We start from the raw sequence: 26,494 nt of genomic DNA on the forward strand, positions 1-26,494 counted from the left end.
CCGCCCGTAAGCATCTGCACATCGAACTGAGACAAACTTGCGTCTTGTCCAGATGGGTCGCCCGAGTACTGCCCATTAGGCAAACATATACCGATGTGAGTAGAGGGATTCACGCCAGGTATGGAAACAAAGGTACTCACGCCCGCCGTGCCAATGAGTGCTGAATAAACAACCCTCACGGTGAATGAGTTCTCATCCAATTCAAGGAGGCCCGTAGGCCCCCATATTCTGATTCCTCCGATCATGCTGTCAGATCCCCTAGCTGCACCCGCTTGACGTTGTTTTCGTCGTACACCTTGATTGCACGATTGGTCATCGTCAGGCGACCACCACCAGGCGCCGGGCCGTTAAACTCCAGGTTGCCAGCTTTATCGAGGCGCCATCCTTGAACACCGACGACATAGTTGTCGGACTGCAGCGCCTCTCCGATCTTCAGCATGGTGATGCTGCCGTCCTGGATGAACGCCGATCGTATGAAGGTCTGCCCCCCCGTAACCGCGAAAAACGACTCGGGGTTTTGAGCGTTGGTATTCATCACGGCGAACGTGTCAGCTCTGACGACAAAGTTGGATGTCGTACCGCCAGGACCTGTTTCTAGGCCCAATGCAAATCCTGCTGCATACGGCTTACCACTCGAGGAAAGCTCCATCTTCACGGACCAGATGGTGGAAAGCTTGCCATCGGTGCTGGCCTGGGCCTGGCTTACCGTCTGGATGGACGCTGAGTTATCACCGATCTGCACACCAATCTGCTGGATGGCCTGGGCCGTGGCTTGGCGGTCAGTGACCACAACGCTTTCCAACTCGGTCACAGAGCCACTGACATCACCCACTGCGGCGGCCAACTCGGTCGTACGCTGCACCATTGCCGCGTTCTTAGTGGCCTGCGTCTTCACCTCCTCCGCAAAGCTGGCCTTGGCGTTAAAGCCCTGGAGCGCATCCGCAAGCTCGCCCTCGCCGTTGTCATCCCTATACGCCGCCTGCAAGACCTGAAGGCTCGACGCCGAGGCCGTCACCACACCGTCAAGCTTGGTGATATCGGCGGTGTTGGTGGAGACCTGCTGAGCCAGGCCGTTCGCCGTCTCTACCGACTGGCCAACATCGAGCCAGTAGGTGATGTTCGGCGGCGGCTGGTTCTTCGGTACAGCCTGGGCGGCCTGGTAGATTCGACTGCCCTCTACAACCATCTGCCCTTTGAGGTAGGTGGCATCCTTGTTGTAGGCCTTCAACCCACCAAGCGCGGTGATCTGATCCTGCAGGCCAGGGATCTTGTCGATCTGGCTCACGATGTCCTGACCAAGCTCGGTCCGGCCAATCTTGCCGGCGACCAGGTCAAGAACCGGGCCAGCATCGGAGCTGGCCCTGCCCATCACTCCGTTACCCACCGGATAAAACGGACCGATGTTGCCAGTCCGGTCCACAAGGCGAGCCCAGAAGAACAACGTCGCCCCCGCCAGCAGTTGCTGCATCCGGTAGTCGGCCTGCGGATACGCCAGGTCGGCCAGCTTGGAGGCTGCCGCCAAGTTGTTGGCCGTGCCGTACCACAGCTCGGTGCGCTGGGTATCTTCGGCGCCGGCGGGGAAGCCCCACTTGATGCCGATGCCGAACAGCTCGCTGGTGGTGGTCAAGAACGCCACCGCAGGCGGCAGTCCGACCTTCCCTTCTAGGTTGGTCAGGTTGGAGTTCTTCCAGATTGAAGATATCTCGAAGGCGCTCACCGATCGAACACGGGCCAGATAGGCGCCCGAGTAAATGCCGGTGACATCAACGCTCGTCGCGCCCGTGCGCTGCAGCTTGATCCAGTTGCCGCTGTCCTTGCGCCACTCCACGTCATAAGCAACCGCGCCAGCAACAGCGGGCCACGAAATGTTCATGGTGCTGATGGCGATACCCTGATTCACGGCGTAGCTCGACGTCAGCGTCACACTTGCCGGTGCCGGGACTACGGTGATCGGGACAACGCTGATTGGCCTTTCTTCCAGGCGCGCGCCGGTGTCAATGTGAGCAAATTTGCTGGGGTCGTACTGCACGGCCGAGATTTCAAACACGCCAGGCTCCGGCCGCGCCACGCTGACCACCCGGTATAGCGGGATGGCCAGGTCATCTGCATCCAGCGCCCAAACAAGTTCGCGCTCAGGCGGCACGGAATAAGCCACGGTCACGGTGACCTGCTTGCCGCTTACAAGTTGCACGGTCCGCCCCTCGCACTTGCCGTCTGGCAGGTTGAGGATCAGCCGGTCGCCGGGCTTCGCCTGGGTTTCTCGGTCTAGGGTGATGACCTTGCCGTTCACTGCCGAGATGCGTCCACCCACAGGCCGACCGGCCAGCAGTTCATCAGCGATTGGGATCACGTATCCAGGCAGCGGAATGCGGCCGTCCAGACCCACCTTGAAATTTACAGCCCGGTCCTTAGAGTTCGTGAGCAGTGCCCACTTACCGCGGCGCTGGGCCTCGGATTCTCGCGTACAGCCGATGGCACTGATCTCCAGCGGGTTATCGCCGTAGCGCCGCTGCAGCTTCTGGTCAGTCACTGCGGTGACGTCGGTGTCGTAGTTGTTCAGCGGGTTGTCGTAGCTCACCAGCGCGCGGCTGTAGCGGGTGCGCTCCGATGCGCTGGAATAGGTGAACTTGCCATCTATCACGTTCGCCCGGGTGTAGGCGAAGTCGAAGTCAGTGGCGCGCGGCATGTCCGCCAGCGTGAATACCTGGCCCTGGGCCCAATAGGTCATGCCTCGGTAGATCGCCGAGATGTCACGCAGCAGTGACCAGGCGTCAGCCTTGCTCTGTAGGTTCAGATTGCAGATGAAGCGAGGCTCCTGGCCGCCCTTCCCATCCGGCACCAGCTGGTCGCAGTACTGCGAAATCCGGTACAGCTCCCACTTGTCCACCATCCACGGCTTGATGCGACGGCCCAATCCGAAGCGGTCAACCGTGGTGATTCCGTACGTAGCCCAAACCGGGTTGTTGGTGTATACCTCCTTGAGGGTCCCGTCCCAGATGCCGCTGTACGTGCGCGACACGGGGTCATAGTTGCTCGGGACTTGCCACTTTCGAGCCTTGCAGCCGACGGTAACCGCCGGAATGCTGCGGAATTGCTCGGCGGAAAATTCGATGTAGAGCAGAGCGGTGTTCGGGTAGCGGATCTTGGCGTCGATCACCTCGGTGAAGCCGGCAATCTGCATGATGTCGGAGAATTTGGCCGGGCTGTTCTGGTTGGCGGTCAGTCGGGTGATTCGCATCAGCCAGCCAGTGGCTGCCCGGGGCAAATCGATACGACGGGTACGTTCGTAGGTATTGGTGGTCTTGCCGTCTACAGCCTCACTCAGCACCTGCTGATACGTACCGCCGTCGGTGGCCACCTCGACCTTGTACTCAATACGGTAGCCGTTGATGTTGCCGCCAGCGTCTACGGACTGAAGCGCTGGCCAGGCGAAGCGAACACGAATGGCGGAAAGCTGGGTGTTGCTGATCGCCCGGACCCATGGCGTGCCGCTGCGCAGCTCAGTGCTGATTGTGGTTTCGTTCTCGACCGACGGGATCCCCTGGATATAGGTCTGGTCCACCGCCCCGGTGCGCCACTCCCACTTTACGTTCGGGAAGTTCATGTTGCCCTGGGGGTCTTGCAGTGGGGTGTTGTCGAGATAAATGTCCTGGGCGGTCGGCGTGCCTTCGAATTCACCCTCACCGATAGCGATGAGCATCTTGGCAATAGCGACTGAGCGCAGACTGTCCGGGGCCTCCGTTGGCGTTTTTGGCTTATCTTCGCCGCCCTTGGCGCCGTGGATTTCAATCTTGCGTGCTGCGCCCATACTTTTCTCCAGGCAATAAAAAACCGCCTCACGGGCGGCTGCTGTGCTTCAGGTATTGGCTACATCTGGTCTTCGGCGTAGATGGCGGCACTGATGATCGCCCCGCCCCAGCGGCGCTCGCCGATGCAGAGCGGGACCGGGTTACCCGATGCCGTGGTGTTCTTGGCGCTGCCGAAGGCATAGCCAGGCGTATTTTCTGGCGCGGCGCTGGTCTTGAGGCCGCCGGCCTGCGGGCTAAGCATTTGAATCACACCGCCCAGCACCATAGATCCGCCCATCATGATCAGCGCAGAACCGAATGGCGCACCCGCGCCAAAAGTGCCGCCGGTGATGACAAGGCCGACAACAATCAGTACAGCGCCGATAATGGTTTGCAGCGCCCCGCCGCGCTTACTGCCGGTGATCACGGGAGCAATGCGGATATCTCCGGCGCCAACGAAGCCAAGCTCTTTCTCAGCCAGGTTCGTCTTGCCTCGGAAAACCGCGAACTCAATACCCCTGGATTTAGCATTGGACAGGAACCGTTCGAATCCTGGGATTTGGACGCAGAGCGCTTTCACGGCCTCGGCCGGAGTGCTCACAGCCATTCGGAAAGAGCGGCCAAACTGCCGGAGCTGCCCATAAAGCAGAATCGTGGTCATGGGCTGATAATTGATGGCGAGTGCTGCCATTGAGTTTTCTCCGAACAATAAAAAAGCCCGCCGAAGCGAGCCTTTGATGAAGTGGTGCGGGCTATAGGCAGCCTTGCAGCGCGGCCAACCGCTTATTCGCAATCCAGTTGCCGACCACCACGTAATACTTCGCTTCGGACCCCGAGCCCTTGGGATGGATGTCAACGAAGTACTGCGACCCCTCGGTGAATACCGTGTATCCGGTGTCGCGGCCAGGCTGAAGGGTTGCGCCAGGTGTGCCGCCGAAGATCGACTGGTTCTGCCATTCGTACTGCACGCATTTAGCCAGTGCAGCATCGGTCTTCTTCGATGCGAGAACCTTGTATGGGCCTTCGTTACGGGCCTCATTCATCGTTGGTGCCATACACCCCGCCAGTATCGCCACCGCTGCCACCGCTATCAAAATCCGCATGTCGTCCCCTCTTTGGTTTGGCGGGACTGTAGCACTGGGGACCGGTTGCATGAAATCCAGTCTTACTTAAGAGACCGATTCATATTTTCGAGAGCATTCAAAACGTTTCGCGTGACGCCTTTGTCAATGGCATCGCTGGATGACTGTGAAAGAGTATCTACCGCATTTTTTGCAGCTTTTTGACCCTCTTTTGAACTACCACTCACTTGAGTGACTGTCTGTGCCGTGACTTGCTTTACTACTGATTGCTGTTCAGCTGTTGATGCACCTATTGGCATCGACTCGGATATAGCAACTCCCGCCGCCTGGCCCGCTTCCGCGCTTTGTGTGGCAAGAGCTACCGCAGTAGAGCCTGCAGCCACCGCGGCGGCAGTTGCGCCATCAGCAGACGTGCCTGTTCCTGAGACTGCGACCGGTGCTGGTTTTGTGGCACCGCCGGGTTCGAGTGTTTTTTCTGTAGGCCCAATCTTCCCTTTGCTTGCCGCCAGCTCCAATTCAATAAGGGGGGCAGTCACTTTTCCTGCATTTATCAGTGATTCAATATATTGAGTTGCTGTCATTTTTGGATCATTAGCGAAGGCCATGCAGAGGCCTGAGGACATGGCTTCGTAAAGCATCAATCCCTGTGTTTTTTGCGATACGTTGGCAACGGTTTTCGCCGCGCTTTCAGCAAATGAATTTTTTGCTGACGGGTCGCCTGCCTGCGTTTTTAACGCTACGGAAAGTGAATTGCTCAAACTTGCACTGATGTTTTCCGCCACTCCAGCAGGTGGCTCGCCACACGTCCGATTGGTGACGTTGTTTATGATAAATATCCTGCGGTCGGCAGTTGTAGTCAGAGTTGTAAACTCTGACTTCTCGTTAACCGAAGTCACAATCGCTGGGTCGGTCATTCGATCGGTTGTGCAAGCTGATAGCAAAATCGTACCTGTCAATACCAAGCTAGCTCTCATGACCGCCTCCGCGATGGCGATATGCCATTTTCACCGAGAATAGTGGGCACTATCGAAATTAGCCAGACGGTCAGACAGATCAGCACATCGAATCTATCTGGAAGGAAATCGACCTGGCCAGGCATCCAGCGTGGATGGAATGCCAGTAACCCACATTGATCGGGTCGTAGTAGCTTTATGCCTTCAAACAAGCCAGTCCGGAAGGCCAATGACCACTAACAGACAGAAAGCGAAGCTAATTCGCGATGCCGTAGATAACGCTGGCGCCTCTCTTGATGAGCATTACAAAGCCAGGGAAGTGATAGTCGGAAACCTGATTGAAACAAAAATCCCGATAGTCAAAATATGTGACAAACATATAAGAGTCGACGAGAACGACAAGACGCCCTATGAGCTAAGCGAAGAGGCCAAGGAAATCTTCAGGGGTATAGCTGACGCCATTGAAAGCTCGAACCAGGCTGACTTAAGCGATACCGCTGACGAACTTGCTCTGCGCCACGATATCCGCCTACTTCCATAGAGCGGACGGTTAAGGATTCCCCAGTCCTTCGCCTGCAAGCCCAAGGACGGGGTTGCGCCAATGTCGGCGCGTTTATGACCTGGAGGTCAATGTGAGTAATCAGAAAACAGTCGATCAACGCCTAGAAGAATTAGAGCTAGCACTCAAGACTGCAATTGTTTTCAACATGAATGCGGCAGCAGTTCTCGGGCGTCGACTTGCATTTGGCAACGATGCAATAGCGAACGTAATTTCCCAAGATCTTCAAAATCTGAAGGCAGAAAGGTTCGAGGGCATCGATAAAGGGCTGCACGATAGCTACTTAGACAGCTTATCCCAAGCGATTACCGGCCGAGCTTAATGCCGGCTGCGTAATAAACACCGGTTTGAGGGTGCTTGACCATCAGCACCCTCCAATCGTCGCAAATCACGGTTCCGGCAATGCGCACTTTCCCGTCTTCAGCTACTTCAAACGGCTGATTCATATCCTGCTCCTGCGGCCATGCCGCGTCATGTTGGTTGTTTAGCGTCTTTGTGCCTGAGGATCAGCCGCGTTCGGTCGTGCCAGGGCCCGCCATATACGATGATCTCGGACGGCCTGCCATACAGGTGGTGCAGCAGGAACGGTCCAGGGCCGAAAGCGCCCGACTCTTCGCCAGGTAGCGACGGATCGGTGCCCAGGTATATGCCAGCGTGGTTTGGGTGAGCCGTCCGGCCAACCTGCATAACAATCATGTCACCGCGCTGCGGACGGTCGACACGCACAAACCCGGCCGCCTCGTAGTGCTGCTCGTAAAGGCTCGCGCTCTCCGCACTCTCCCACCAACCATCGGTGCGCTTGAAGGCTTCGAACTCAAGGCCCCACTCACGGGAATACCAATCAGCGCAAACCTGCCAGCAATCCCAGGCCCCATGCACAAACGGGCGCTTGAGCAGCGGCGTGCTGCCCGTTGGTGTGATCGTGCGCATGTCGCCCTCGGGCCAGGACAAAATGTGCCAGGGCAAGACCGTGGCCTCGCACATGGCCAGGTCGTGCGGTGACGGTCTGCTGGTGGCGTCCGGGTGTGAGTGAACGATGCCGATCACCTCACCCAAGTCCTCCGCCGCGGCGTAGTCCTCTGGATCCAGCCGGAACTCTTCGTTGGGCTCCGTGGCGATGTTCCTGCACGGGAAGTACTTCTGCGCCCGGCCATCGGCCAGCAGCAGGCCACAGCACTCGCGCGGATACTCCGCCGCCGCGTGCGCCTGGATGGCTGAGACGATATGTTTTCGCATTTTTAGCGCCCACTAAAAAGGGCGCCGTAGCGCCCTTGGTTAAACTATTTTTCTTGAATGGTCTACGGGAGTGGATAGAGCCCGTTCGGGCTCCCAGCCTCCCCGTAATCTGCCGCGAATTGCATAACGTCCGATGCCAGTCTTCTCCACCCATTCAGCCAAGCTGAGGGTTTGGCCGAATGCGGTGATCATATGGCTATTGCGACGATTTCTGTTCTGCTGCTCTGCAGTTGCCCAGCGGCAATTTTCCAAATAATACCCATCATCGTTGTCACGACGGTCAAGGGTCATGCCGTCCGGCCTATCACCCATGTCAAAAACGAACAGATTGAAGTCAGACCACCTATCGCAGACGGAGATGCCCCTCGCGCCATACTTCGGATAATCGACATACCCGGGGTCTGAGCAACGGTAATGCATGCAAATCCAAGTATGGTAAAGAGGGTGGTCACTGTAACCATGAGTTCTGCCAGTGTTAGAAGCGACCTCCTTCTGTAAGCAGCCACAAGACTTTGATGCCCCAGACGTCAGGCTGTAGAGAAGAACCGAAGCCTCTTTTCCGCAGTCGCAGCGGCACAAAAAATATCGCCGTCCACCTCTGCTTTCGTTCTCTTGGATTACGGTCCATCGAACAAATTGACTACCCGAAAAATCTTTAAAGTTCTTCATGATTAACCCCTGCACCTGGAAGAAAAGCAGCAGCCCGAATCAATGACCTCCGTGCCGTAGAACTGAGGCCCTATTGTATCAACTGCGAGCGATCAAGCTCACAGCTGGGAACCCCCCAAATGGGAGTTCTTCGTGCTCTCCGAATCTCACCTTACAACCAGTCGAAAGGCATCCATCGCAGTCGTCCTTTGCTGGGTCGTCCGTGAGGTTTCCATCAATGTCACGGTACGGGCCGATGTATCCACAATCAGGGCCTCTATATCCCCCTGTCATGCTCCAATGGCACAGCGTCGTCATCTGTCGGCCGGGAAGTCCGTGGTTGTCGATCTCGCCCGGCGAAGACAGCTCCCAGACAACCACCTCACCGTCCTCGCTGGTTTTCTGGTCGATGTACCAGATCTCCAGCGCTTCCTGAGTCGGATCAGCAGTTGGGTTGCCCTCTGGGAAGTTCGCTGCATCCAGGTACTGGGCCAGGGTTTCGCGAACCGTCAGCTTGAACTTGAGCATGTCCTCGAAGGCCAGACACAACGCCGTTACGCGCCCGTTGACGTTGCCTGCGGCGAAAGTCGGCCGAGAGGCGGTGCCGTCGCTGCTCGAAGAGATACCCTCGATCTGCACCGGCCAGGCCGCGTACTCCTGTCCCTGCCAGATAATCGACTTGGCAGGCAGGTCTTCTTCCGAACCTTCGTAGGCCAGCAATTCCTCAGGCGTGTGCGGAATGGCGTGCCCATGGAAGCGCAGGTAATCCGCGCCATATTCGGTCCCATCAATTTCGAACAGGCGAATCTCGCCGCCGGGCTCCAGTTTCTGGATGTCCGTGATCAGTGCCATGGGCGGTTATCTCAGGGATGAAAGGTTTGCTGGAAGGTGGCGGTGATGGCGTAGACCTGGCCGCCGCGGTGCACTGGCTTGTAGCCGTTGCACTTGTAGAGGCCAAGCTCACCCAGGGGCGGCTCCCAGAGGAAGCCCTTCGCCCCCTTGTGGCGGTCGAGGAACGCCATGATGTCTTTGATGCGCGGCTTCAAGCCGGTAAAGGTCACGGGCCAGGATTGCGACCGATTGTTGAGGCCATCCTCTACCGACTGCTCATATCCATCGCCGAACTGCTTGGAGCGAACACGCTGGGCGATATCGCCTTCCGCGCCCTTCTCCGTCGCCCAGGTGAATCGTTCGATAGCCATCAGCGCCCCTTAATTGCTTTGTTGATGACGCCGCCCTGGCCCATGTCCTTGTTGCGCATCTGCTGGTACTTCTGCTCAACAAACGCGGCCAGTTCCTTGCCGAACAGGTCATAGCCTGGAGCATCAGCCGAAGACGAGGCGTTGCCCTCGCCATCGATGTGCACCTCGACGTTGATCTGCGTTGAGCCAGATCCGCCGCCGGCAGCTATAACGCCAAGCTTCCCGCTGGATGTCCGGGTCAGTGGCATGATCGCCTCCTCCCCTGCCTCACCCATAACCCCTGTCTTGCCGTTGGCCATGCCAAACGCCGTGGGCTTGCTGACGATTGAGTTCGTGAAGGCGCCGCCATCGGCAAACAGCTGCACGCCGCCCGACCAAGCGCCGCCAGTGGCTTGCGGGAAGTAGGTGTTGGAGTAACCAGCCGCCGAGGCGCCGAGGTTCGACGACGCCGCGCCAGCGGAACCTGCCGCGAGACCATTACCACCTCCTGCAGCACTACCCCCGAAATAACTGGCCGCAGCTCCCACCAGACTGCCCAGCAAAGCGGAGCTGGCCTGACGAGTTGCTATGCGTGCCATGTCCGCCAAGATCGACTTGGTAAAGTCGGCAAAGGACAGCTTGCCGGTCATGGCAAAATTGACGATTGAGTCCTCCATGGAGCTGAAGGCGTTGCCGAACAAGCTCTTGGTCTGGCCGGCGATGTTGGCTGCCGAATCCAAGTAGTTGTCCCAGGCTGCTGTAGCCCCCTTCGTCCAATCACCCTGGGCGGCCTCCACATCCGCATAGTTCTGCCGGATTTGATCAGTCGCAGCCTTGTTCGCGTCTGCGAGCGCCTGCGACTTGCGCTTGAACTCTTCCTCCGACATGTTTCGGGAAGGGTCGGACTTCTGGTTGGCCAATTCCAGCGACTGCTGAGCGAACCGATCTTGCTGACTGTTCAGCTCAACGCTGAGCGCGTTCTGGCGATCGCCCTGCCCAACGCCGAGCACTGCGCGCTGGCCCGCGAGTTGCAAAGCCCGTTGCTGCTGCCCCAGCGCCTGCACGTACGTGCTGATCGCCCGCTCCTGCTTTGCCAGGCGCCCGGTTTCGTTGGTAGCGAGCACTTCAAGCTGGCTGTCGGCATCCTTCTGCGCCTTGACCATCCCTGCCCGCGCGTCAGCGATCTTCTGGTCCAGCTGAATGCTTTGCGCGGCCGACGTAATCTTCTTGCCCTTGGCTGCCTCCAGCGCCGCAATCTCAGCCTCATAGGCCGCCGTCGTCTGGTCGAGCTGATTGCCGATCAGCGCCTGGCGCCGCAGCAAATACTCTTCCTCCGACAGCAGGCCTGCCTTCTGCGCCGCTTCCAGTTCCTTCTGGTAGTTTTTGTAGGTGTCGGTGACCGCTGCTAGGTCGTTCTTGGCACTGTTGAAGCTGGTTAGGTCTACCTGGGTACCAGTTGCTTTCGGATCCTTAAACTTGTCGTTGATGTTGGCAATGTTTTTGTCGACCGTTGCCTGGGCAAGGCGAGGATCGTTCGGCGCTACCTTGCGGATGTCGTCGAGCTGTTGCTTATAGTCCTCAAGCTCCTTGGTCCGCTTCTGCTCATTGGTCAGCGACGACTTGGTCAATGCGTCGACCTTCGTCATTGCCGTGACAGCCGCGCCTTGAGCCTTGGCCTGATCACCCTCCCACTTGGCGATGTCGGCCTGGGCGGCTTTCTCGTCCTCCAGCATGTTCAGGCGGTTCTGCCGGAACTCGATCAGTGCATCCTTGGACTTTTGGTTCTGAAACAAACCGTCCATGTTCTGGGCTTCGAGCAGGTCCGACCTGGCATTCTCGATGTCCGAATTGATGTCACGCCGCCCGGCGTTTTTGAGACCGTCAGCTGCCTTGGCGACAGCGTTGTATGCGCGCTCCCAAAAGCTAAGGTTTTCCAGAATCTTCGGCGTACGCTCATTGATCGCATCGGCGTAAGACTCGGTGGCCAGCTTCACGGCTCCAGCGTGGTCGCCCTGCTCTTCCAGCGCGGCAATCTGCGAGTAAACCGAGGCAGTGAGGTAGTGGTACTGCTCGTTCAGCGCGGCGGAGGCCTTAACCGGGTCGCCGGACAGCTTCACGAACTCCGCGACCGTCTCGCTAACCGCCTTGCCGGTGGCTTCCTGCATTGATACTGCGGCATGGGTGATCTCAGTGAAGCTCTCGCCGACGATCTTGCCGTTCTCCGCCAGCATCGCCAGCACTGCGGCGGCCTGGCCGGTGGTGCCCACGGTTGCGCTGACCTGCCGCGCCATATCGCCCAGTTGCCCAGCGCTCACGCCGGCGTAGTTGCCAGTGAGGATCAGCGACTTGTTGTAACGGTCCTGTTCTTCGCCGCCCTTGTAGTAGGCGACTGCCAGTCCGCCCACGGCGGCGGTAGCCAGGGCCAGCGGCGCCAGAATGGCGAGAAGCCCAGCAGCCCCCGCACCTGCACCGGCGCCCAGTTGAGCCACGGCACGCATGCCACTGCCCCAGTCGCCCGACGACAGCGCGTTACCGAGCTGAACTACGTTTTCCTGCGCCTGGCGCGTGCCGAGCCGCAGCTTGTCGAAACCGGTGGTGGTCTTTTCGAGCTTTGCGTAATCCTTATCGATCTTGCCCAGGGCTTTGTTGTAGTCCTCCTGACTCAGCCGCCCTTCGTCCAGGTGTTTGCCCAGTTGCTCGACCTGGGTATCCAGCTTCGCCAGCGCAGCGCGGGCCGGGTCGATGGCACCCAGCAGGCTATTCAGGGCCTTTTGCTCGTCCATGGCGGACTTGGCCAGGGCGATCTGCTGCTTGTCCAGTTGAGCGGAGATCTTCGCCGCCTCGGCCTCGCCATAGGCGCCGGTCTTGGTCAGCTTGGCGAGAGCGTCACGCTGCTTTGCCAGGTCCTGGGTGGTTTTGGCGCTAGTGGACAGCGATTTTTCCAGGGCCTGCATTTCGTTCATCAGCGAAACAGCGGACTGCTCGGCCCGGCCGCCGGCCTTCGCCATCTCATCCAGGCTCGTCTTGGCCTGGATTGCATCGGCCGAGTCGATCTTGACGCCGAGTTCTGCAATGTTCATCGACTCACCTTGAATAAGTGCCCGTGGTTACGGGCTGTTTTCCCTTTCCTCCGCCATAACGCGCAGGGCTTCGCCTTCCAGTACCTGAAGGTCAGGGAACATTTCAGCGAGTTTCTTTTTCTTGATGCCGAGGAAACCGGCCACGTCGCGAATGCAGCTGTAGTCGAGACCGATCGCGCCGCCGGCGCCTGCTCGCCACTGGGTGGACATGCGGTTGAAAAGCAGGAAGGCCGGCCAGTTGCAGGGCCAGACCTCGACATCTTCATCATCAAGGTCGGCAGCCGTCAGCCCGAGAACACCCAACTGCTCAGCAGATGGGCCACTTTCGTACATGGCTTTGGCTGCCGATATCAGTTTCCCAGGCGGGCCTGGCTAAAAGCGCTCTGATAGGCGCTCACTACCGCTTCGGCGGTGCCATAGCACGATTTAACAAGAGCCTGGATGCTCTTGTCGTCGAACTTGTCATCAAAACCCCAGCCAACAACGAGATCCTTGATCTGCTGCACCTGAAGCTCGGTCTCGGCCGAAACGACATCAGACAGAGTGGTGCCTTCACCGAAACTGGCGCGCATCTCCTTTCCCTTTGCGCTCCAATCATCGAACATGGCTGCAAGTCCCGGGCGATCCCGATATTTGAAGGTGAACTCGATTTTCTCGGGCTCCTCCCCAACTACCGGGATCAACACGAATGCCTTGAATGTTGGGTTCTGGGCGATCCTGATCTTTGCCATGAGAAGTCCTTATGCGCCAGCCAGGTAGCGAAGCGAACGAGCCGAAAGCCCGATACTGATGGTGCGCGTCATGACGTTGTTGCGCTCCATGGTCGGGTCGGGTGTGATGCTCACATAGCCCGGATAGAGGATCTGATCGCCGTTACGCAGCTTCATGCGGACCACCGCCAGCTCCTTGGTGTCGTCGTACCCTTCGACGGTTTCGACGTACTGCGCCGTGGGTTGATCCTCCACCACGATAGTGATCGTGGTCGGGTTGCGGTTGGTGGGGAACTGCTTGTCGTCATCATCCTCCAGGTAGCCGACAGTTTGATACTGCTGCTCGCCGCCGGAAGATGTGAAGGACGTGACCTTCGAGATCTGCGTCCAGCCGGATACAGGAATCACTGAGCCGGCACCTGCGCCGACGGTGTACTTGTCGGTGTTGGTGGTATTGAGGCCAGCCAAGGAAAAGGCATCGGCAGTAATCCCGGATGCTTTTACAGCGCGGTCATTGATGAGCGCCCAGCCAGAGTTGACCAGCAAGATGTCGCCCATTTCAATGCTGTGTCCAACAGATGCAGCGACTGGAGGTTTGGCATTGGTCAAGGCGGTGAATGGGACAGCAGATCCCAAAACGCTGGCGATCTCCAGCACAGCGCCGTTCGGCAGCGGGAAGCGTGCAGCCATGGTGTATTTCCTCTTGAGTGCCCGCCTGACGGCGGTAGGTTATGCCCCAGCGGGCGGTTGGTCTGCGACACCCAGATAGGTGAAGCTGGCCGGGACCGTGTAGGTCGCCGACTCGGTAATAGTTGGACCTTGATCTACTGGCTCGGTGACCAAGCCCTCGAAACCATTGCGGGCCAGTGGCGTGTCGACGCGAAACAGCCGGGTCAGTTCGTCAATAAGCGCTTCGGCGGTGACCATGGCCTGCGCAGAGGGGCAGACGATGCTGACCTGATAAACACCGGCGTATTCGTAAGCCTCCCCGCCGAGATAGCGGCAGGTTGTGCTGGCCGGCAGTTGGAAGGCTCGCAGATACGTTTCAGAAGCGCTTGGTGTAAAAGGCTGGTTTGGGTAGGCCACTCGTATCGGGCGCGCAGCCGCCCATGCAGCCAGCTTCGTTTCGATGGCCTGACGGGCTCGTGCGTGACTCATACCTTGTTGTTCCTGATGGCCTCAACCACGATCTGCTGAAAGCGAGCCACGGTAACCCTCACCATACCGCCGGGGGCCTGGGTTGAATGGCCGAACTCCAGCGGAATCGCGTAGGGCAAGTTGTTTACGATGAAAGCCGTTTCGCCGGCCTTGAACTCAATGGCGCCCGCCACAAGCCGCGCAGTCGCCTCTGCCCCTGTCGGGTCCGGGTGAATGCGGAAGCTGTTGTCGACAGAGCCAATAGAGAAATTCCAGTTCGCCCGGAAGCGGCCGCCGACATAGTCCTGACCGGCCACCAGGCCATTCACGTTGAAATTCTGGTCGCGCTCAGTCTTTGTCAGCGGCTTGGCGTATTTGACGCCGCGCTTGAGACTGCCCGCCTTCGTGAAGTTCGATTCGGTCAGGTTGATGAGCGTGTTGCGGACGGCGACGTTGAAGTCGTAGTCATCGGCAGCGCGGGCATTGGATTCGCGGTGTGCGACGTTCGCAGCCCATATATCAGGGTTGCCCACCGGCGACATACGGATGAGGCTGCTGCCAATCTCGATGATGATTTCACGCAGGCTCGCGTCGATTGCTTCACTGGCCTGGGCGGCGAACTCGGCCAGGCTCAGGGCGAAGCTGCCGGATTGGGTCGCCATGTCATTTCCTCAGTTGCGCCGTCCACGTTGCATCAGCAGGGTCCGCAGACACGCTCATCACCCGCAGCCCGTTGACGATATCGCCAATGGCCGGGGCAGCCGGTACCGCCGTCGGAACGCCGGCCTCCAACACGAACAGCTCGTTTTGCAGCACCAGCAGCTTCTTGTCGCGGGTCTGGATGAGGGAGCCGTCGATTTCTTTGGACAAGTAGCTGCCAAGAACGCCGCGGCCCGAGTACGTCACGGTGGTCTCAGGCGTTTCGCCACCTAGGTCGGGGTCATACTCACCCGCCACCTTGCGCACGCCTGTGAGCGGTTTGACTGCGTCGGCCAGGCCATCGGGATCGTCGAACGCTTCGGCCAGTTCTGACTGGATCTCTTCACGCATGCCCACGGTCAGACCCTCTTCAGCATCATCACGCCGGAGCGCGTGATCCACGGGGCCAGCAGCGCCAGGGCGAAGTTCACACCGGCCGACTGATCGGCAGAGCCTGCCACGTAGGTCTTGCTCACCGATGTGCCGGACTGAGCCGAGACCGTCTTACTCTGCACTTCCTTCTGCGTGGACGTGTACAGCTTGCCCGCGGCCGCCTCTTTGGCGACCTGGGCGCCAGCTGTTTTGATCTCGGTCGGAACCGGATCGGGAACAGCGCGCTTAATCTTGGCTGTGAGCCAGGCGTTGGCCATGACCACAGCAAGGACCGGATCACCGGTGCCGGCCCAGTCAGGACCGAGCTGGGCGTCAACATCGGCAACGGTGATGAAGTCGGTCATATGCTTGTCCTTATTCCGCTGGCACCAGGGCCTGCAGGTCTTCTTTCTTGGCGGACGGGTCGAAGGCAATGCCCTTTTCGGTCAGCCATTCTTTCAGTTCGGGGACCTTCATTTTCAGAGGGTCGGTTTCTTTGCTCTCTGGCTCCTTGCCGTCTGACACCTTGATGCCGGCCGATTGGTAGGCGTCGAAGATTTCAGGGGCGTCACCCTCAACTACCACTTGGGTAGCAGAGCCGATGACACCGAAGAATTCGCTCAGCAGGCGGTAGCAAACGCCGCGCTCTTTGCCCGGCTTGTCCGTGTAGATCACTTTCATGAGTCACCTCAAAAGCATCCCGGCGCCATATGGGCGCCGGGCTGTGTGGGCCGAATTACGGCGTCGTGGTACCGCTGATCACAGCGGCGAATGGGACCTGCTTGCGGCTGAACACGCGCTGCCAGTTCGCAGCAGCTGCGTATTGAGTCGCGGTTGGGCTGAGGTTCTGAGCCTCGGACCCCTTCCAGCTGAAGCCGGCGGGCTGGAGGATGTAGGTCTTCCGCTCCCACAGCACTTCGGCACCACCGCCGTTACCACCGCCAGGCTTACGCTCCAGCTCTACCGGCACCTTCGGAGTGCCTTCGCCGTAGCCGAAAGCGCCCTGGCCGAAGAACACGGACAGGTACTTGCCCGCGCCATACACCAGGGCATCGTCCATGAACACTGGCTTGCCAAGGTAGGTGGCCAGGATGATCTTGCCGTCTGAGTCACGCAGGTACTCGATGAGGTCCTGCTTGACCATCTGGTTCATCACCACCGAGTGCACGCCGATCGCGCCGAACTGGTCGGCCGCATCGCCGGCGGTAAACGCGGCATCCTGGAAGGCGTTCGCACTGATGGTCGCGCCCGCATCGATGACCATGTCACCACCGTTGTTCGCGATGTTCGAAGCGATGATGCCGCGAGCTGCGCCCAAGGTGTAACGCTGCCACTGGCGGGTCCAGTAGGTGCCGAAGCGGTTGCGGATCTGCTGCTGAGGTTCAGTGTTCGCCAGCTCAGCGGTCAGGTCGGTGACGCCGTAGCCTTTGTTGAGGTACAGAACCCGGGCACGCATGCTGTCCTGAGTGACTTTGCCTACTTCGCCCTGGTCGTTCGGGTCGTCGTTGCTGATGTTCGGGGCTTCATCAGCGTTGAGATCCTGCCAGTAGCTGATTTCGGCGGTGCCCTGGCTGCCGGAGGCGATTGCATCCAGTACAGGGGAGCGAGTCACGATGCCCGACTCGTACACAGCGGTCTTTTCCGGGCTGTTAACCGGTGCCAGAGAGGCGTAGTAGTCGCCGACGAAGATGTCGGTTAATTGGGTAGTTGGCATGGATTAGGTTCCTTTGGTGGCCTGGATTTTCTTGAAGAGATCGGGATTGTCACGGGCGATCGCAGCGCGCTCGGTTTCCGTGTACTCACCCCACTTTTTCGTGGCCTTGCCACCTTGATCACCGGTCGGCCCGGCACCCTGAGCCCTTGGCCACAGGTGTGTTGCTGTTTCACGCAGCGATTCCGCCCATTCGAGCGGCGACAGCGGGGTTTTCCCGTCCTTCCCGTAAACGACCTCGCCGTCACGGTCGGTGGCAATTGCCTCACCATCTTCACTGAGTTTGAAAGTGCCCCGGGCGCGCAAGATGATGTCCTCGGCAGCCTCAGGCAGCGCGCCGGCCTTGATGGCAGCAGCGCGGATGGAATCGGCCAGCACCTTGTCGCTGTACTTGGCTGCGAATTGCTCGGCCTTGTCGGCTCGCGCCTTCTCGGCGGCCAGCTTGGTGTCGTAGTCGGTGCGCAGGCGCTCGGTACGGCGGGTGATCACCTCGTCCAGCTTGCCCTCCGCAATCAGCTTGGTCTCTTCATCTTGGCCAACCTTGGTCAGCAGCCCTTTCACGGCGGCGATGTCCAGGCCCTCAAACTGGGACTTGAAGCCGTCCAGCTCGGTTTTGGTGGTCCGGAGCGAGCCAAGCAGCTCGGTATTTTTGTTCTTGAGGCCCAGAGTCGCAGCCTCGACAGCTGCAGCAATGGCGGTCTGAACTGCCGGGTCTTCAAGATCAATCTGGTTTTCGTCTGCCACTTGGTGCACCCCTTGGGTTTGGTCGGCCCGCTTTGCAGGCATAAAAAAACCCCGGCATGGCCGAGGTTTGGAATTTGCATCGATAAAGTCAATGCGGGCTTAGAAGATTAATATCATGCCTGTTGGCTGCATCCTGTAGCCAGGCAATGAAGTTGGCATCCACGGGCATAACGTACACATCCATCGATGTGATTACTTCGATCGTCAATTCATTTAGGGTGAAGGGCTGCAACCAATTTACGATCGTTACTAATTGTTTGGCCTGATCTGACCGCCAACTGGCATGTATTTCCTCCCTAAAGCCCAAACGAACGGGAAATATAATTTGATCTCCCGAAGAATCGTTAAGGACGGGGCTGATGGCGTTTTTGGTCGAACGACCAATAAGCACGGTCTTTACTGTTACCGGGTAATGTCCGAGAGAAACGATGTGCAGATGCGCAAACATGCCGCCCACCCTTACATCAATCTTCAGATTTTCCTTCTCTCTTTCCGCTTGAATTCTCTCGCCGCGGTTAGCCATCCATAGGCTAGCAAGAACGGCTAGCAGAGCTCCCACCCCAGAGACCCAGCTTCCAGCGGTATTCCAATCCCAAACGTAGGAAACAGTCGACGTAGAGTTAAGATTGATGCCTGCGGTAAGTCCAAGCATCCCGCAAATGAGGCATATTAGCGCCGCGATCAGCACTGCCATCCAATTCATTAACTAGCTCCCTAAATAGCAGGAGCTTATAGCAGCCAGCACGCTACCGGCCAATCGCTTCGCACTCTACTCAACGACAGTCAACCCACGCATGACTAGGTAATCGGCGAATTGTGTCCTGCTCGGCGCGTATGGCGGCGGCCGCATGCGAAAGCCTGGCGTATCGCGGTTGAGCCTCGTGCGCCGGCCATTCAGCTCAGTGCAATGCGTCGGCTCTTCGATCTGGAAGCCCTGCTCGGCGGCATATAACTCAACCGCCAACCGCACCTGGCCCCACTCAAGCTCAAAGGGCACGAACGTCTCGGAGAGCGTCTGGTATTCAATCTTGCAGTCACGCCGAGGCCAGGCCATAGCCTGATCAGGATTGGCCTTGCGCCCTTTCCACTGGCGACCGTTGATGTCGGCCGCAGCGCGTAGCAGCAGTTCGACCTGCTCAGCCTCAGCTTCAGGTATCCGGAACCCGTAGTAGTCGCGGTAGAAGGTCAGCTTCTCGAGCGGCACGAAGCTATTAGAAAACCTACTCCCCTGACCATGCTCGACTACCAGCACTCGTTCAGATATAAGCATCTCGCCAAAATACTCAATTAAGGAAGAAAAATGTACCGCTTTGTCTTAAGCGAACTTTACCCCACAAAAGGCTGTGAAGATGGCGCACTTCTTTTCTGCATACGCCACAAATCCGGCCTGAAAACTCTCATCGGATTCCAAGGCGTCTTGACACAGTCAAGCGCCCCTGTAGTGGTTCAGCTTACTGAAGAGTGTTCGCCGCTCATTCTGAATGAGGCACGGTGCGAGGTTGGAATTGCTACTTATGAGTTCCAAGAAGGAGAAGACCCGCACGTACTGATGCGCTCTGACATTCCCGGAGATTACAAAGTCGGATCCCTACGAATTTTTATCGGGAAAGAACCTCCCATGCTCAATAACGTATCGCGTGATTGGCCAGGTAGCATCTTAGGCTGACACCTAAAGATTCGCGCGTATGAACATGTCTGGCTCGGCCGCCCTCAGTTGTGCCAGGCTCAACGGCTTGAACGATTTATCAAGTTGCAGCTTGGCGAACTTCTCCGGCGTCAACCCACCGTCGCGGAACAACTTACCCCGGACCGGCCCTAGAGCATGATCCTGGAAGCTCGCCGGTTGCGTTGCCAGCCACTCGTAATAATTCAGGCCTGCGTCGACTTGGGCCCCGCCATTATCGCCCACCGAGGAGCGCGTGGCGTCCTTCGCGAACATCTCCGAAAGCCTGGTGGTCGGCACCGTAGTTGACCGGCAGTTGATGTGCGCTGGTGGCAGCGGACCTTTGCCCAGGTCGAAGCGCATCCCGTCCAAGCCCTTGCACTGCTGCGAGGTCTTGCGGTCGAGCGTCGACACCCAGCGATAGCCCAGCACCACGTCGCTGTTGGCCTTTAGCGTCTCCATTCGTGCCGTGGTGGCTACGTGCTGGATTGCCGTCTGCACCACGGCGGCAGCATTGCGGTTGCTCACCGCCAGGACGCCGTCCGTGAAGTTCTGCGCCGCGGTACCGCGAATCGCCTGGATGATCTGGGCATTGGTCTGGCCCTGGCCGAAGCCGAGCCGGATAGTGTTCGTGACGCGCATCGTCTCGGTCCGCGTCCAGCCGCTGACGAAGCTCTTCAACAGCTTTCCGCCATCGATGCCCTTCACCTGCAGCGGATAGGAGAACACCGCTGCACGGATAACCGTGTTTGTCGGCACCACCGCGTCTAAGGAGAGTGCATTGCTCAGGCTTTTGGCCTCAAAGCTCGACTCATACAGCGCGATGTCGACCAGATCGGCCTGCACCAGATCGCCGTAGGCCTTGTAGATCTCCAGCAGCTTGCCGTCCACCCGGGCCAGGAACTGCTCAAGGCGGTCCCGGCTATAGGTGGTCAGTTCCTTGCGGGTGAGTTGATCCCGCACCAGCTTGTCGATCTGGCGCAGGTACTTCTCGAACTTCTTGACCTCGCCGGCCTTAAGCCGCTCCAGCATTACCGAGTGGCGGGTCGTCTGCTCCAGCAGTTGGCTGTCGGCCTGCGCCAGGCTTGTCGTTGGCATCGTCGTTGTCCAGGTTGATGCCGGCCGACTCGCGCTCATCGCTGATCAGATCGGCCTCTTCGTCGTATGGGCGGTCCGGCAGTTTGCCGGTGGTGAGGTACTGCCAGTAGGTTTCGGCACTGATCGTGCCGGCCATCACGCCCTTGAGCAGTTCGGCAAGTACTTGGGCGTCGACCACCGGGGTCACGAACTCAGGGTTAACCTTGAATTTGACTTGCTTGGGGTCGTAGCCCTTCCACTCGGCGGCGTACCGCAGGCCCTGCTCCACCGCCTCGGCCACCGTGATGACGATGCTGTGCAGCGTGGCGTGCTGATCGTTCTGGCGTGTTTTACGCGCCTCACCCGACTCGGTGCCGGCCACATCCATGACCTTGGCTCCAGCCTCAAGCGCGGCGTTCTTCTGGTCATCCATGGCTTTGCGGTTGGCTTCAATGCCGGTGCCCTTGAACTCCAAGTATTCAGCCTTACCGTTCGGCCCAAGATCCCAGGCAGCGGAAGGACCGGTTACGCTCAACTCTACCGCCTCATCCAAACCCGAAACCCAAGGCTGCGGATGACTGGTCTGATGCAGAGAGCTGAAATAGTCAGCGCTGATCTGATAGGACTTCAAAGCAGCGCGCGCCATCGTCAGCAGCGGCACCTCGTCCACCTCCGGCGAGTTGTCGGTCGAGCCGCAGTAGATCACTGGTAGGTACGCCAGGCCTTTGATCAAACGATTGTCAGTGCCGGTGGTGCCCAGCGGTTTCTCGTCCTCGACCAGCTCACCGCCCTCATTCCGCACCGACGTGTAGCAGATATTGCCTTGCATGAAGAACTCGCGGAACACCGTGTCGCAGTCATGGCTGTAGCGGTCGCCGCCCTTCTTGCGAAATTCGCGGAACACCGAGAGAACCAGGTCCTGCCGACCACCCTGATCAGCCGTGTCCCAGTTGATCGCGTTGCGCGTGGCGTACGTCGAAAAGTACGGCTCGCCACTCTCATCGATGTTCACCACCAGCGGCACCCGGCCATGCGAGATAGCCTGACGCACCATGCGGAAGAACAACTGCTTCAGGCCGAAACCGTCAGCGGTGGCGTTGTCCTCCAGCCCCTTTAGCCCAGAGGGCAGTTCAATTTCCGGGATCAGCCTTGATACCAGGCCCATCATCGAACGCAACGAGTCGCGCACCCAATGCTCGTACTGAGCCCGGTTCGTGTAGTTCTCGTACAGGTACTTGTTGCCGGCGCCGTCGAGCTTTTCAGCCTCGACCATACCGCTCGGCTTTGGAAGGTTGCGCTCGTTGCGCTTCACGGCGCACTCACCCTCGAGCGCGTCGTCCATCATTTCCCATTCGGCGATGTGCGCGTCGTAGTCGGGGTTTGTCGATTGCACTGGCATCAGGCCAAGCCTCCAATTCGGCGTGTTCCGCCTGTGCGTTTGATGCACGGCCACTCAACGTCGATGCAATAGCCGATCGCTGTGGTGATGTGCTGGTAGTCGTTCTTCTGGTCTTCCTGGAAGGTCGAGCCCATTTGAAGCTGAACCGTACTCAAGCCCTTATGGCACCAGGGAGCAGTGGCCGGGTTGATGAATAAGCTGGTTTCTCCTGACGACGTCAGGATCTTCGCCCGCACAGCGTTCTGCCGGTCCTTGATGGATGGGTGAGCAGGCTTGACCTTACGGGTGTACGTCCAGCCATTGGCCTTCAACACGCCCTCGATGTCGGTGTAGTCGGACGCATGACCGTGTTTCTCACCAGCCTTGCCCGCCGGGTCGCCGTAGATCAGGACGTGCTTGTTCTTGTGATCCTTGAATTTGTCCACGAACTCAGCAGCTGACTGCTTCGATACCGCGCTGATCAGCACGATCTCATCCAGCAGATAGAGGTCTTTGCCATCGTTGCGCCGGACACCGATCGCAGATGACAGAGGCGTGAAGTTCTGATCGTGCATCCACATCAGTTGCTCATGCGGCTCAATGGCTGCATTCGTGGTGTTCGCCTTGCTGTAGTCCTCGTAGATCCGGCCAGACGCCGTTTCGAACGATGCTTCGAATTCCTGTTTGAACTGCTTGGCAGACATGGCTCGCTTCATCGCGTCCATAACGTCGGCCGGCAGGATTTCGGCCGATTTCCAATGGAACACCCGAAAGTTCGGGTCGTTGCCTGACTCGGCCTGCATGCACAGGTCGTAGTAGTGATTCAGGCCGTCCGGCACGCCCAGCAACCAGCACCAGGCCCGGTAATCCGGCATGGTGGGATTGACGGTATTCAGCGCCGGGAGAATGTTTGCCTCCCAGGCATCCGGCTTGATGTCGGCGAACTCGTCGATGCCGCCGCCAGTCCACGGAATACCCTCAATCCGCTGCGGCTTGTCCAGGCCGATGACGTGAATCTCGCTACCGTTGTCCAGGTAGATGATCAGGTCAGACTCAGAAGGCCGACGGCTGTGCATGCAACTCAGCGTGAAGGCCTTTAGGTCATCCCAGAAGATCTTCTTAGCCTGGGCGTGCGTTGGTGCCGCAGCGAAGTACATCCCGTTGTAGGCCGAGGCCTGCTTAACGAGGAAGCGCTTGAACCGCTCAGTCTTGCCACTCCGGCGACCAGCAGGCACCAGCGGGAAGCGAATGCCTTCCGACACAGCCGCAACCAAGGCGAGCTGTACAGGGTGATCCTTGAGCGGGTACCAACGCGACAGCTGTCGATCCAGCATCAGATTGCCGGTATTCGCGATCATGACGGCAGCCTCGCGATCAGATCAGCCAGCAGTTGGGCGTTGGAGTTGCCGCCGCCCTTCTCTATCAGCTTGAGCTCAGCGCGGCGCTTCTCGACCTCGAGGCGCTTCAGTTCAGCGTCGAGTTCGGCATGGCCTGGCGTAGTGAACATACCGAGGTGCCGGCCTATATCGACCAGAGCGCCCTTCTTGTCGTGCAGCTTAACTTTCAGCCCGTCGCGCCCCTGGGATACCTCAGCAATTGCAGCGGCGGTTGCGTCATCCACACTGGTAGAGTCGATGAGAGCCAGACCGTGGTACGGAACCATGTCTTCAGCCTCACCTTCATCGCCGTCAACCATGCGGACCTGCGTCTCACCCCATCGAACCACCTTGCGAATGTCGCTAAAGCCGATCTTTGCAAGCTCGCGGAGGACCATATCCTGCGTGATCTCTACCCTTCCAGAGCGTTCATTCATTCTCTGGTGGATGGCCGCGCTGACACTAACATTTGCTAACAGGCGGGAACCTTGTTCGTTCGCCGTCTTCTTGCTGTAACCCGCGCGGGTAGCGGCTTGTGTGGCATTCAGATCTATCAGGTACTCATCGACAAAGCGCTGCTGTTTTGCTGTCAGCGCCATAGGGATTCCTTGAGACGATTTTGCCTCGCTTAATAAGGCCTTGAAACAGAGAGTAAGTAACTGTAATGGTGACCTCCAACGCAATCATGGAGAGAAATTTATGAGCAAACTCAACTGCACCGACGGAGAAAGCGGAATCTATCCAAACTCTCTAAGCTCTGTTCTACCAGGCCACATCGAGGGAGACACGGAAGTAGTTATGGTCATGAGCTTGGCCATGGCCAAGCGGGTACTTGATTCCCAAATCAGAAAGGAAGGGGACCTCTGGCCGACGAGCCAGCTGCTGTTGAGACGAGCTCAAGCAAATCCCGGCTGGCGACTCGAGCTACCACGGCTCGAGATGAGACCGGACGGCTCTCTAAGATTTGAAGATGGCCGACATCGCGTTGCACACTTCTGCGAGATGGGGAATTCCGTCATACCATTTTTGACGTACGAACGCGTGGCTAAGAGTCATCCTAATTGTTGGGGAAGCATCGCATTAGCGAATTCTCTCTACGATTTTTCCGCATGCCATCCAAGACCCCTCATTGGCAGCCCCTAACCACCCCCGTAATCGTTTCTAAGGGTTGAGTTAGATCACTGTGCGCCAGCGGCTCGCCCTAGCCCAAGACAGTCTGCCCCTGTAGCTCAGAGCTCGAAGACGCCCACATGACCTGGATGTCTGCATCCAGTAGGTGGGCATGGTCTTCGTTGTGAATGCTGCCAGTGTCGGCAAGGATCTCGGCTTGGAGCCAATCCCGCACTTCAGGGGCCGGGGTTAGGCGGATGCCGAAGTCGGACAGGTCGGACAGCTCAAGCAGGAACGAAGGAGGAAGTGGTCTATGCATTAATCCTCCTCGTTGTCAGTAATTTATTATCCGGTCCAGCCAAACCTCCATAAGAGATATCCGGCAATCAAGGCTACGACCAAGGCAAGAAGTGAAGTCAAAAGGTTCTCGGCAAAGAACCGAAAGAAATTGCGTTTGGGCGGCACCGAAGGGTCTGGCCGCATCGCGAACGCAGAAGAGCCCGCAACCTCAAAACGCTTCAGCCTCTCACCACTAACCAATTTCGACGAGTCGGTATGACATTTGGTTAGCTTGATATCTTCAGAGTCATAAATCTCAAAAGCGGTATCCATACCATCCATGGAGATGTTGTCGAGCCTCACATCAACGCAATTTCTTATCAGCACGCCAGTAGCCATGGCTGGTCACCCGAGAGAAGAGGTGGCGTAACGATAGCACCAATCAACGCATCTAAGATGCTGCACCAATTAACTATGCTCCGATGATCCCAACGGGATGGTGGCGCTGGTCGGCGACGTCATGGATGGTTGCGGTCATTGCGTCACCATTTGGTGTGCCTGTGCATGTGCGTGCCCCTGCAGCAAGCCAACGATCAGACCCTGAGGCAGCCCTGCAGCCTTGGCAGCGCCCACAGCATCGGCAATAGCCTTGTCGAGAGCGACTACCGTAACGTTGATGTCTGGGCTCATTGGCAGCACGTGCCGCAGGCGGGTAACGTTGTTCATGTCTGCCCCTCTGTAATGAAACTCTGCACCAATCGGAAAGCTCACCTAACTCCGACTCATACTGGAGTGACGGTCAAGCACGTGAACTACCCCACCCTGATTGAATCCATTACAGTAATGGAGACTCGAACAATTGCAATCACGGAAGAAACGCCTTTGAAACTTCGTCTTTTAGTCCTACTTTCCAGCATCGCTCTGTGTGCTGAGGTGCAGGCTGCACCATCCCCCGAATCCGAAGCTGTCTTTGAACACGCAATGCTTTTAGCTGATGAAATACAGCAACGGGCTAATCAGCTGGTTGAAAAAGAACAGCAGGGCAAAACTGACAAGCTCACACTGAGCCAATCCATACAGGAGGCCACGAAAGGACTTGAGACCTATGAGGACGAGCTGCGTAAAGCTAGCGCCGGAGGGCACGGTGTAGCGACTTTCATGTTGGCGAATATGCAAGAGAGTAAAGCGGCAACCTTTCTAAATGGCTATAAGGCTATGCATGTAGAAGCCTGCGCGCTTTACCAGAGCGCTGCGGATCAAGGCTTGGTTGCCGGAGCGATAATGCTGTTGCGCGACTGTGACGAGGCGTTCCAGCGATTCAAGTTCGATGACCCCGAGTTTCTTCGCAAGTATAGCCAGCTAGCCAATGCTCTAGAGCGACCAGATCTGTACTCTGACCATTATCCATTGCCTGCAATACGCTCGTACTGCTTCAAAGATTCACTGAAAACGGAAGCCAACCGTCAACTACCGTTGACCACTATGAGGGACTTCTTCGAACCAGTTTCTCTGAGCTTGGAACAGTATCGCGCCGACGGGTATTACCTGTTGGCCCTTATGGGCGATTTCGCGAACCCGAAAGTTCAGGCTTATTTCAAGCAGTCGCAGACAATAGCACCTGACTGCCTAGACCCTTCCAATCTCAAGTCACTTTTCAAAAGTATAGAGAGAAAAAGCCACTGACTTCAGCCATCTTTCAACACGATTTGGC

31 protein-coding genes and 1 pseudogene are annotated in these 26,494 nt (G+C 58.0%); 4 read left to right on the forward strand and 28 right to left on the reverse strand.

Annotated elements, in window-relative coordinates:
• Positions 1 to 241: 241 nt before the first annotated feature.
• From U367_RS0109295 to U367_RS1000000131575, 4 genes are all read right to left on the reverse strand, one after another.
• Positions 242 to 3,808 carry a phage tail protein gene (locus tag U367_RS0109295; RefSeq protein WP_028616704.1) on the reverse strand — a complete coding sequence of 1,189 codons (3,567 nt, stop codon included), beginning with the start codon at positions 3,806 to 3,808 and terminating at the stop codon, positions 242 to 244.
• 59 nt (positions 3,809 to 3,867) lie between these two features.
• Positions 3,868 to 4,479 (reverse strand): tail assembly protein, encoded by a 612-nt coding sequence (locus U367_RS0109300; RefSeq protein WP_028616705.1) that lies wholly within the window; start codon positions 4,477 to 4,479, stop codon positions 3,868 to 3,870.
• Positions 4,480 to 4,540: 61 nt separating this feature from the next.
• Positions 4,541 to 4,891 (reverse strand): hypothetical protein, encoded by a 351-nt coding sequence (locus tag U367_RS0109305; protein ID WP_028616706.1) that lies wholly within the window; start codon positions 4,889 to 4,891, stop codon positions 4,541 to 4,543.
• 62 nt (positions 4,892 to 4,953) lie between these two features.
• Complete coding sequence (locus U367_RS1000000131575; RefSeq protein ID WP_152537907.1) at positions 4,954 to 5,844, reverse strand: hypothetical protein; 891 nt, start codon at positions 5,842 to 5,844, stop codon at positions 4,954 to 4,956.
• A 208-nt stretch (positions 5,845 to 6,052) separates the two neighbouring features.
• Here U367_RS1000000131575 and U367_RS0109310 point away from each other — a divergent pair, with 208 nt between their 5' ends.
• Both U367_RS0109310 and U367_RS0109315 read left to right on the forward strand, forming a co-directional pair.
• Positions 6,053 to 6,364, forward strand: coding sequence for a hypothetical protein (locus U367_RS0109310; protein ID WP_028616707.1), 312 nt, complete (start codon positions 6,053 to 6,055; stop codon positions 6,362 to 6,364).
• Between the two features lie 91 nt (positions 6,365 to 6,455).
• On the forward strand, positions 6,456 to 6,704 hold the full coding sequence (locus U367_RS0109315; RefSeq protein WP_028616708.1) for a hypothetical protein: 249 nt from the start codon (positions 6,456 to 6,458) through the stop codon (positions 6,702 to 6,704).
• On the opposite strand, the gene U367_RS1000000131905 is transcribed toward U367_RS0109315, so the two are convergent.
• The 17 genes from U367_RS1000000131905 to U367_RS0109405 form a co-directional block, all read right to left on the reverse strand.
• Positions 6,688 to 6,828 (reverse strand): hypothetical protein, encoded by a 141-nt coding sequence (locus tag U367_RS1000000131905; protein ID WP_154670144.1) that lies wholly within the window; start codon positions 6,826 to 6,828, stop codon positions 6,688 to 6,690. The genes U367_RS0109315 and U367_RS1000000131905 overlap by 17 nt on opposite strands.
• A gap of 25 nt (positions 6,829 to 6,853) precedes the next feature.
• Positions 6,854 to 7,618, reverse strand: coding sequence for a C40 family peptidase (locus U367_RS0109325; protein WP_028616709.1), 765 nt, complete (start codon positions 7,616 to 7,618; stop codon positions 6,854 to 6,856).
• Positions 7,619 to 8,365: 747 nt separating this feature from the next.
• Entirely contained in the window at positions 8,366 to 9,118 is a 753-nt protein-coding gene (locus U367_RS0109335) for a phage minor tail protein L (protein WP_028616711.1), read from the reverse strand.
• Between the two features lie 11 nt (positions 9,119 to 9,129).
• The gene (locus U367_RS0109340) at positions 9,130 to 9,468 is read right to left on the reverse strand and encodes a phage tail protein (RefSeq protein ID WP_028616712.1); all 339 of its coding nucleotides are present in this window, start codon (positions 9,466 to 9,468) and stop codon (positions 9,130 to 9,132) included.
• Entirely contained in the window at positions 9,468 to 12,527 is a 3,060-nt protein-coding gene (locus U367_RS0109345; RefSeq protein WP_028616713.1) for a phage tail tape measure protein, read from the reverse strand. Before U367_RS0109345 ends, U367_RS0109340 begins: the two co-directional genes overlap by 1 nt.
• Before the next feature lie 27 nt (positions 12,528 to 12,554).
• Positions 12,555 to 12,860, reverse strand: a complete 306-nt coding sequence (locus U367_RS0109350) for a DUF1799 domain-containing protein (protein WP_032864175.1) — start codon at positions 12,858 to 12,860, stop codon at positions 12,555 to 12,557.
• A 17-nt stretch (positions 12,861 to 12,877) separates the two neighbouring features.
• The gene (locus tag U367_RS0109355) at positions 12,878 to 13,258 is read right to left on the reverse strand and encodes a phage tail assembly chaperone (RefSeq protein ID WP_028616715.1); all 381 of its coding nucleotides are present in this window, start codon (positions 13,256 to 13,258) and stop codon (positions 12,878 to 12,880) included.
• A 9-nt stretch (positions 13,259 to 13,267) separates the two neighbouring features.
• A complete protein-coding gene (locus tag U367_RS0109360; protein WP_028616716.1) occupies positions 13,268 to 13,927 on the reverse strand; it encodes a phage tail protein in 660 nt (219 codons plus the stop codon).
• Positions 13,928 to 13,966: 39 nt separating this feature from the next.
• Positions 13,967 to 14,395, reverse strand: a complete 429-nt coding sequence (locus U367_RS0109365; protein WP_028616717.1) for a phage tail terminator-like protein — start codon at positions 14,393 to 14,395, stop codon at positions 13,967 to 13,969.
• Positions 14,392 to 15,036, reverse strand: coding sequence for a hypothetical protein (locus tag U367_RS0109370; RefSeq protein ID WP_028616718.1), 645 nt, complete (start codon positions 15,034 to 15,036; stop codon positions 14,392 to 14,394). The genes U367_RS0109365 and U367_RS0109370 overlap by 4 nt, the downstream gene beginning before the upstream one ends.
• A 1-nt stretch (position 15,037) precedes the next feature.
• Positions 15,038 to 15,430, reverse strand: coding sequence for a hypothetical protein (locus tag U367_RS0109375; protein WP_028616719.1), 393 nt, complete (start codon positions 15,428 to 15,430; stop codon positions 15,038 to 15,040).
• Positions 15,431 to 15,432: 2 nt separating this feature from the next.
• Complete coding sequence (locus U367_RS0109380; protein WP_028616720.1) at positions 15,433 to 15,810, reverse strand: hypothetical protein; 378 nt, start codon at positions 15,808 to 15,810, stop codon at positions 15,433 to 15,435.
• 10 nt (positions 15,811 to 15,820) lie between these two features.
• On the reverse strand, positions 15,821 to 16,126 hold the full coding sequence (locus U367_RS0109385) for a HeH/LEM domain-containing protein (protein WP_028616721.1): 306 nt from the start codon (positions 16,124 to 16,126) through the stop codon (positions 15,821 to 15,823).
• A gap of 55 nt (positions 16,127 to 16,181) precedes the next feature.
• Positions 16,182 to 17,159, reverse strand: a complete 978-nt coding sequence (locus U367_RS0109390) for a major capsid protein (RefSeq protein ID WP_028616722.1) — start codon at positions 17,157 to 17,159, stop codon at positions 16,182 to 16,184.
• 3 nt (positions 17,160 to 17,162) lie between these two features.
• Complete coding sequence (locus U367_RS0109395; protein WP_032864239.1) at positions 17,163 to 17,900, reverse strand: hypothetical protein; 738 nt, start codon at positions 17,898 to 17,900, stop codon at positions 17,163 to 17,165.
• Positions 17,901 to 17,988: 88 nt separating this feature from the next.
• On the reverse strand, positions 17,989 to 18,603 hold the full coding sequence (locus U367_RS1000000130480) for a hypothetical protein (protein WP_050587858.1): 615 nt from the start codon (positions 18,601 to 18,603) through the stop codon (positions 17,989 to 17,991).
• Between the two features lie 66 nt (positions 18,604 to 18,669).
• The gene (locus U367_RS0109405) at positions 18,670 to 19,170 is read right to left on the reverse strand and encodes a DnaT-like ssDNA-binding protein (protein ID WP_028616724.1); all 501 of its coding nucleotides are present in this window, start codon (positions 19,168 to 19,170) and stop codon (positions 18,670 to 18,672) included.
• A 30-nt stretch (positions 19,171 to 19,200) separates the two neighbouring features.
• Between U367_RS0109405 and U367_RS0109410 the strand changes: the two genes are divergently transcribed.
• Positions 19,201 to 19,566 (forward strand): hypothetical protein, encoded by a 366-nt coding sequence (locus U367_RS0109410; protein ID WP_028616725.1) that lies wholly within the window; start codon positions 19,201 to 19,203, stop codon positions 19,564 to 19,566.
• Positions 19,567 to 19,569: 3 nt separating this feature from the next.
• Here U367_RS0109410 and U367_RS0109415 read toward each other — a convergent pair whose 3' ends face one another.
• From U367_RS0109415 to U367_RS1000000132260, 7 genes and pseudogenes are all read right to left on the reverse strand, one after another.
• Complete coding sequence (locus U367_RS0109415) at positions 19,570 to 20,661, reverse strand: minor capsid protein (protein WP_032864176.1); 1,092 nt, start codon at positions 20,659 to 20,661, stop codon at positions 19,570 to 19,572.
• Positions 20,579 to 22,039, reverse strand: coding sequence for a DUF4055 domain-containing protein (locus U367_RS0109420; protein WP_028616727.1), 1,461 nt, complete (start codon positions 22,037 to 22,039; stop codon positions 20,579 to 20,581). Before U367_RS0109420 ends, U367_RS0109415 begins: the two co-directional genes overlap by 83 nt.
• Positions 22,039 to 23,376 (reverse strand): terminase large subunit domain-containing protein, encoded by a 1,338-nt coding sequence (locus U367_RS1000000130485; protein ID WP_050587859.1) that lies wholly within the window; start codon positions 23,374 to 23,376, stop codon positions 22,039 to 22,041. The genes U367_RS0109420 and U367_RS1000000130485 overlap by 1 nt, the downstream gene beginning before the upstream one ends.
• Positions 23,373 to 23,993, reverse strand: a complete 621-nt coding sequence (locus U367_RS01000000130005) for a terminase small subunit (protein WP_084651056.1) — start codon at positions 23,991 to 23,993, stop codon at positions 23,373 to 23,375. Before U367_RS01000000130005 ends, U367_RS1000000130485 begins: the two co-directional genes overlap by 4 nt.
• 605 nt (positions 23,994 to 24,598) lie before the next feature.
• Positions 24,599 to 24,823 (reverse strand): annotated as a pseudogene (locus U367_RS0109435) (putative metallopeptidase); the annotation flags it as partial.
• A gap of 26 nt (positions 24,824 to 24,849) precedes the next feature.
• Positions 24,850 to 25,182 carry a hypothetical protein gene (locus U367_RS0109440; protein WP_028616729.1) on the reverse strand — a complete coding sequence of 111 codons (333 nt, stop codon included), beginning with the start codon at positions 25,180 to 25,182 and terminating at the stop codon, positions 24,850 to 24,852.
• 135 nt (positions 25,183 to 25,317) lie between these two features.
• Positions 25,318 to 25,509, reverse strand: a complete 192-nt coding sequence (locus tag U367_RS1000000132260; RefSeq protein WP_028616730.1) for a hypothetical protein — start codon at positions 25,507 to 25,509, stop codon at positions 25,318 to 25,320.
• Between the two features lie 81 nt (positions 25,510 to 25,590).
• Here U367_RS1000000132260 and U367_RS0109450 point away from each other — a divergent pair, with 81 nt between their 5' ends.
• Positions 25,591 to 26,466: a hypothetical protein gene (locus U367_RS0109450; protein WP_152537908.1), complete on the forward strand. Its 876-nt coding sequence runs from the start codon at positions 25,591 to 25,593 to the stop codon at positions 26,464 to 26,466.
• Positions 26,467 to 26,494: the final 28 nt, after the last annotated feature.

It is taken from the genome of Pseudomonas canadensis (assembly GCF_000503215.1).
In the GTDB taxonomy this organism is placed as follows: Bacteria; Pseudomonadota; Gammaproteobacteria; order Pseudomonadales; family Pseudomonadaceae; genus Aquipseudomonas; species Aquipseudomonas canadensis.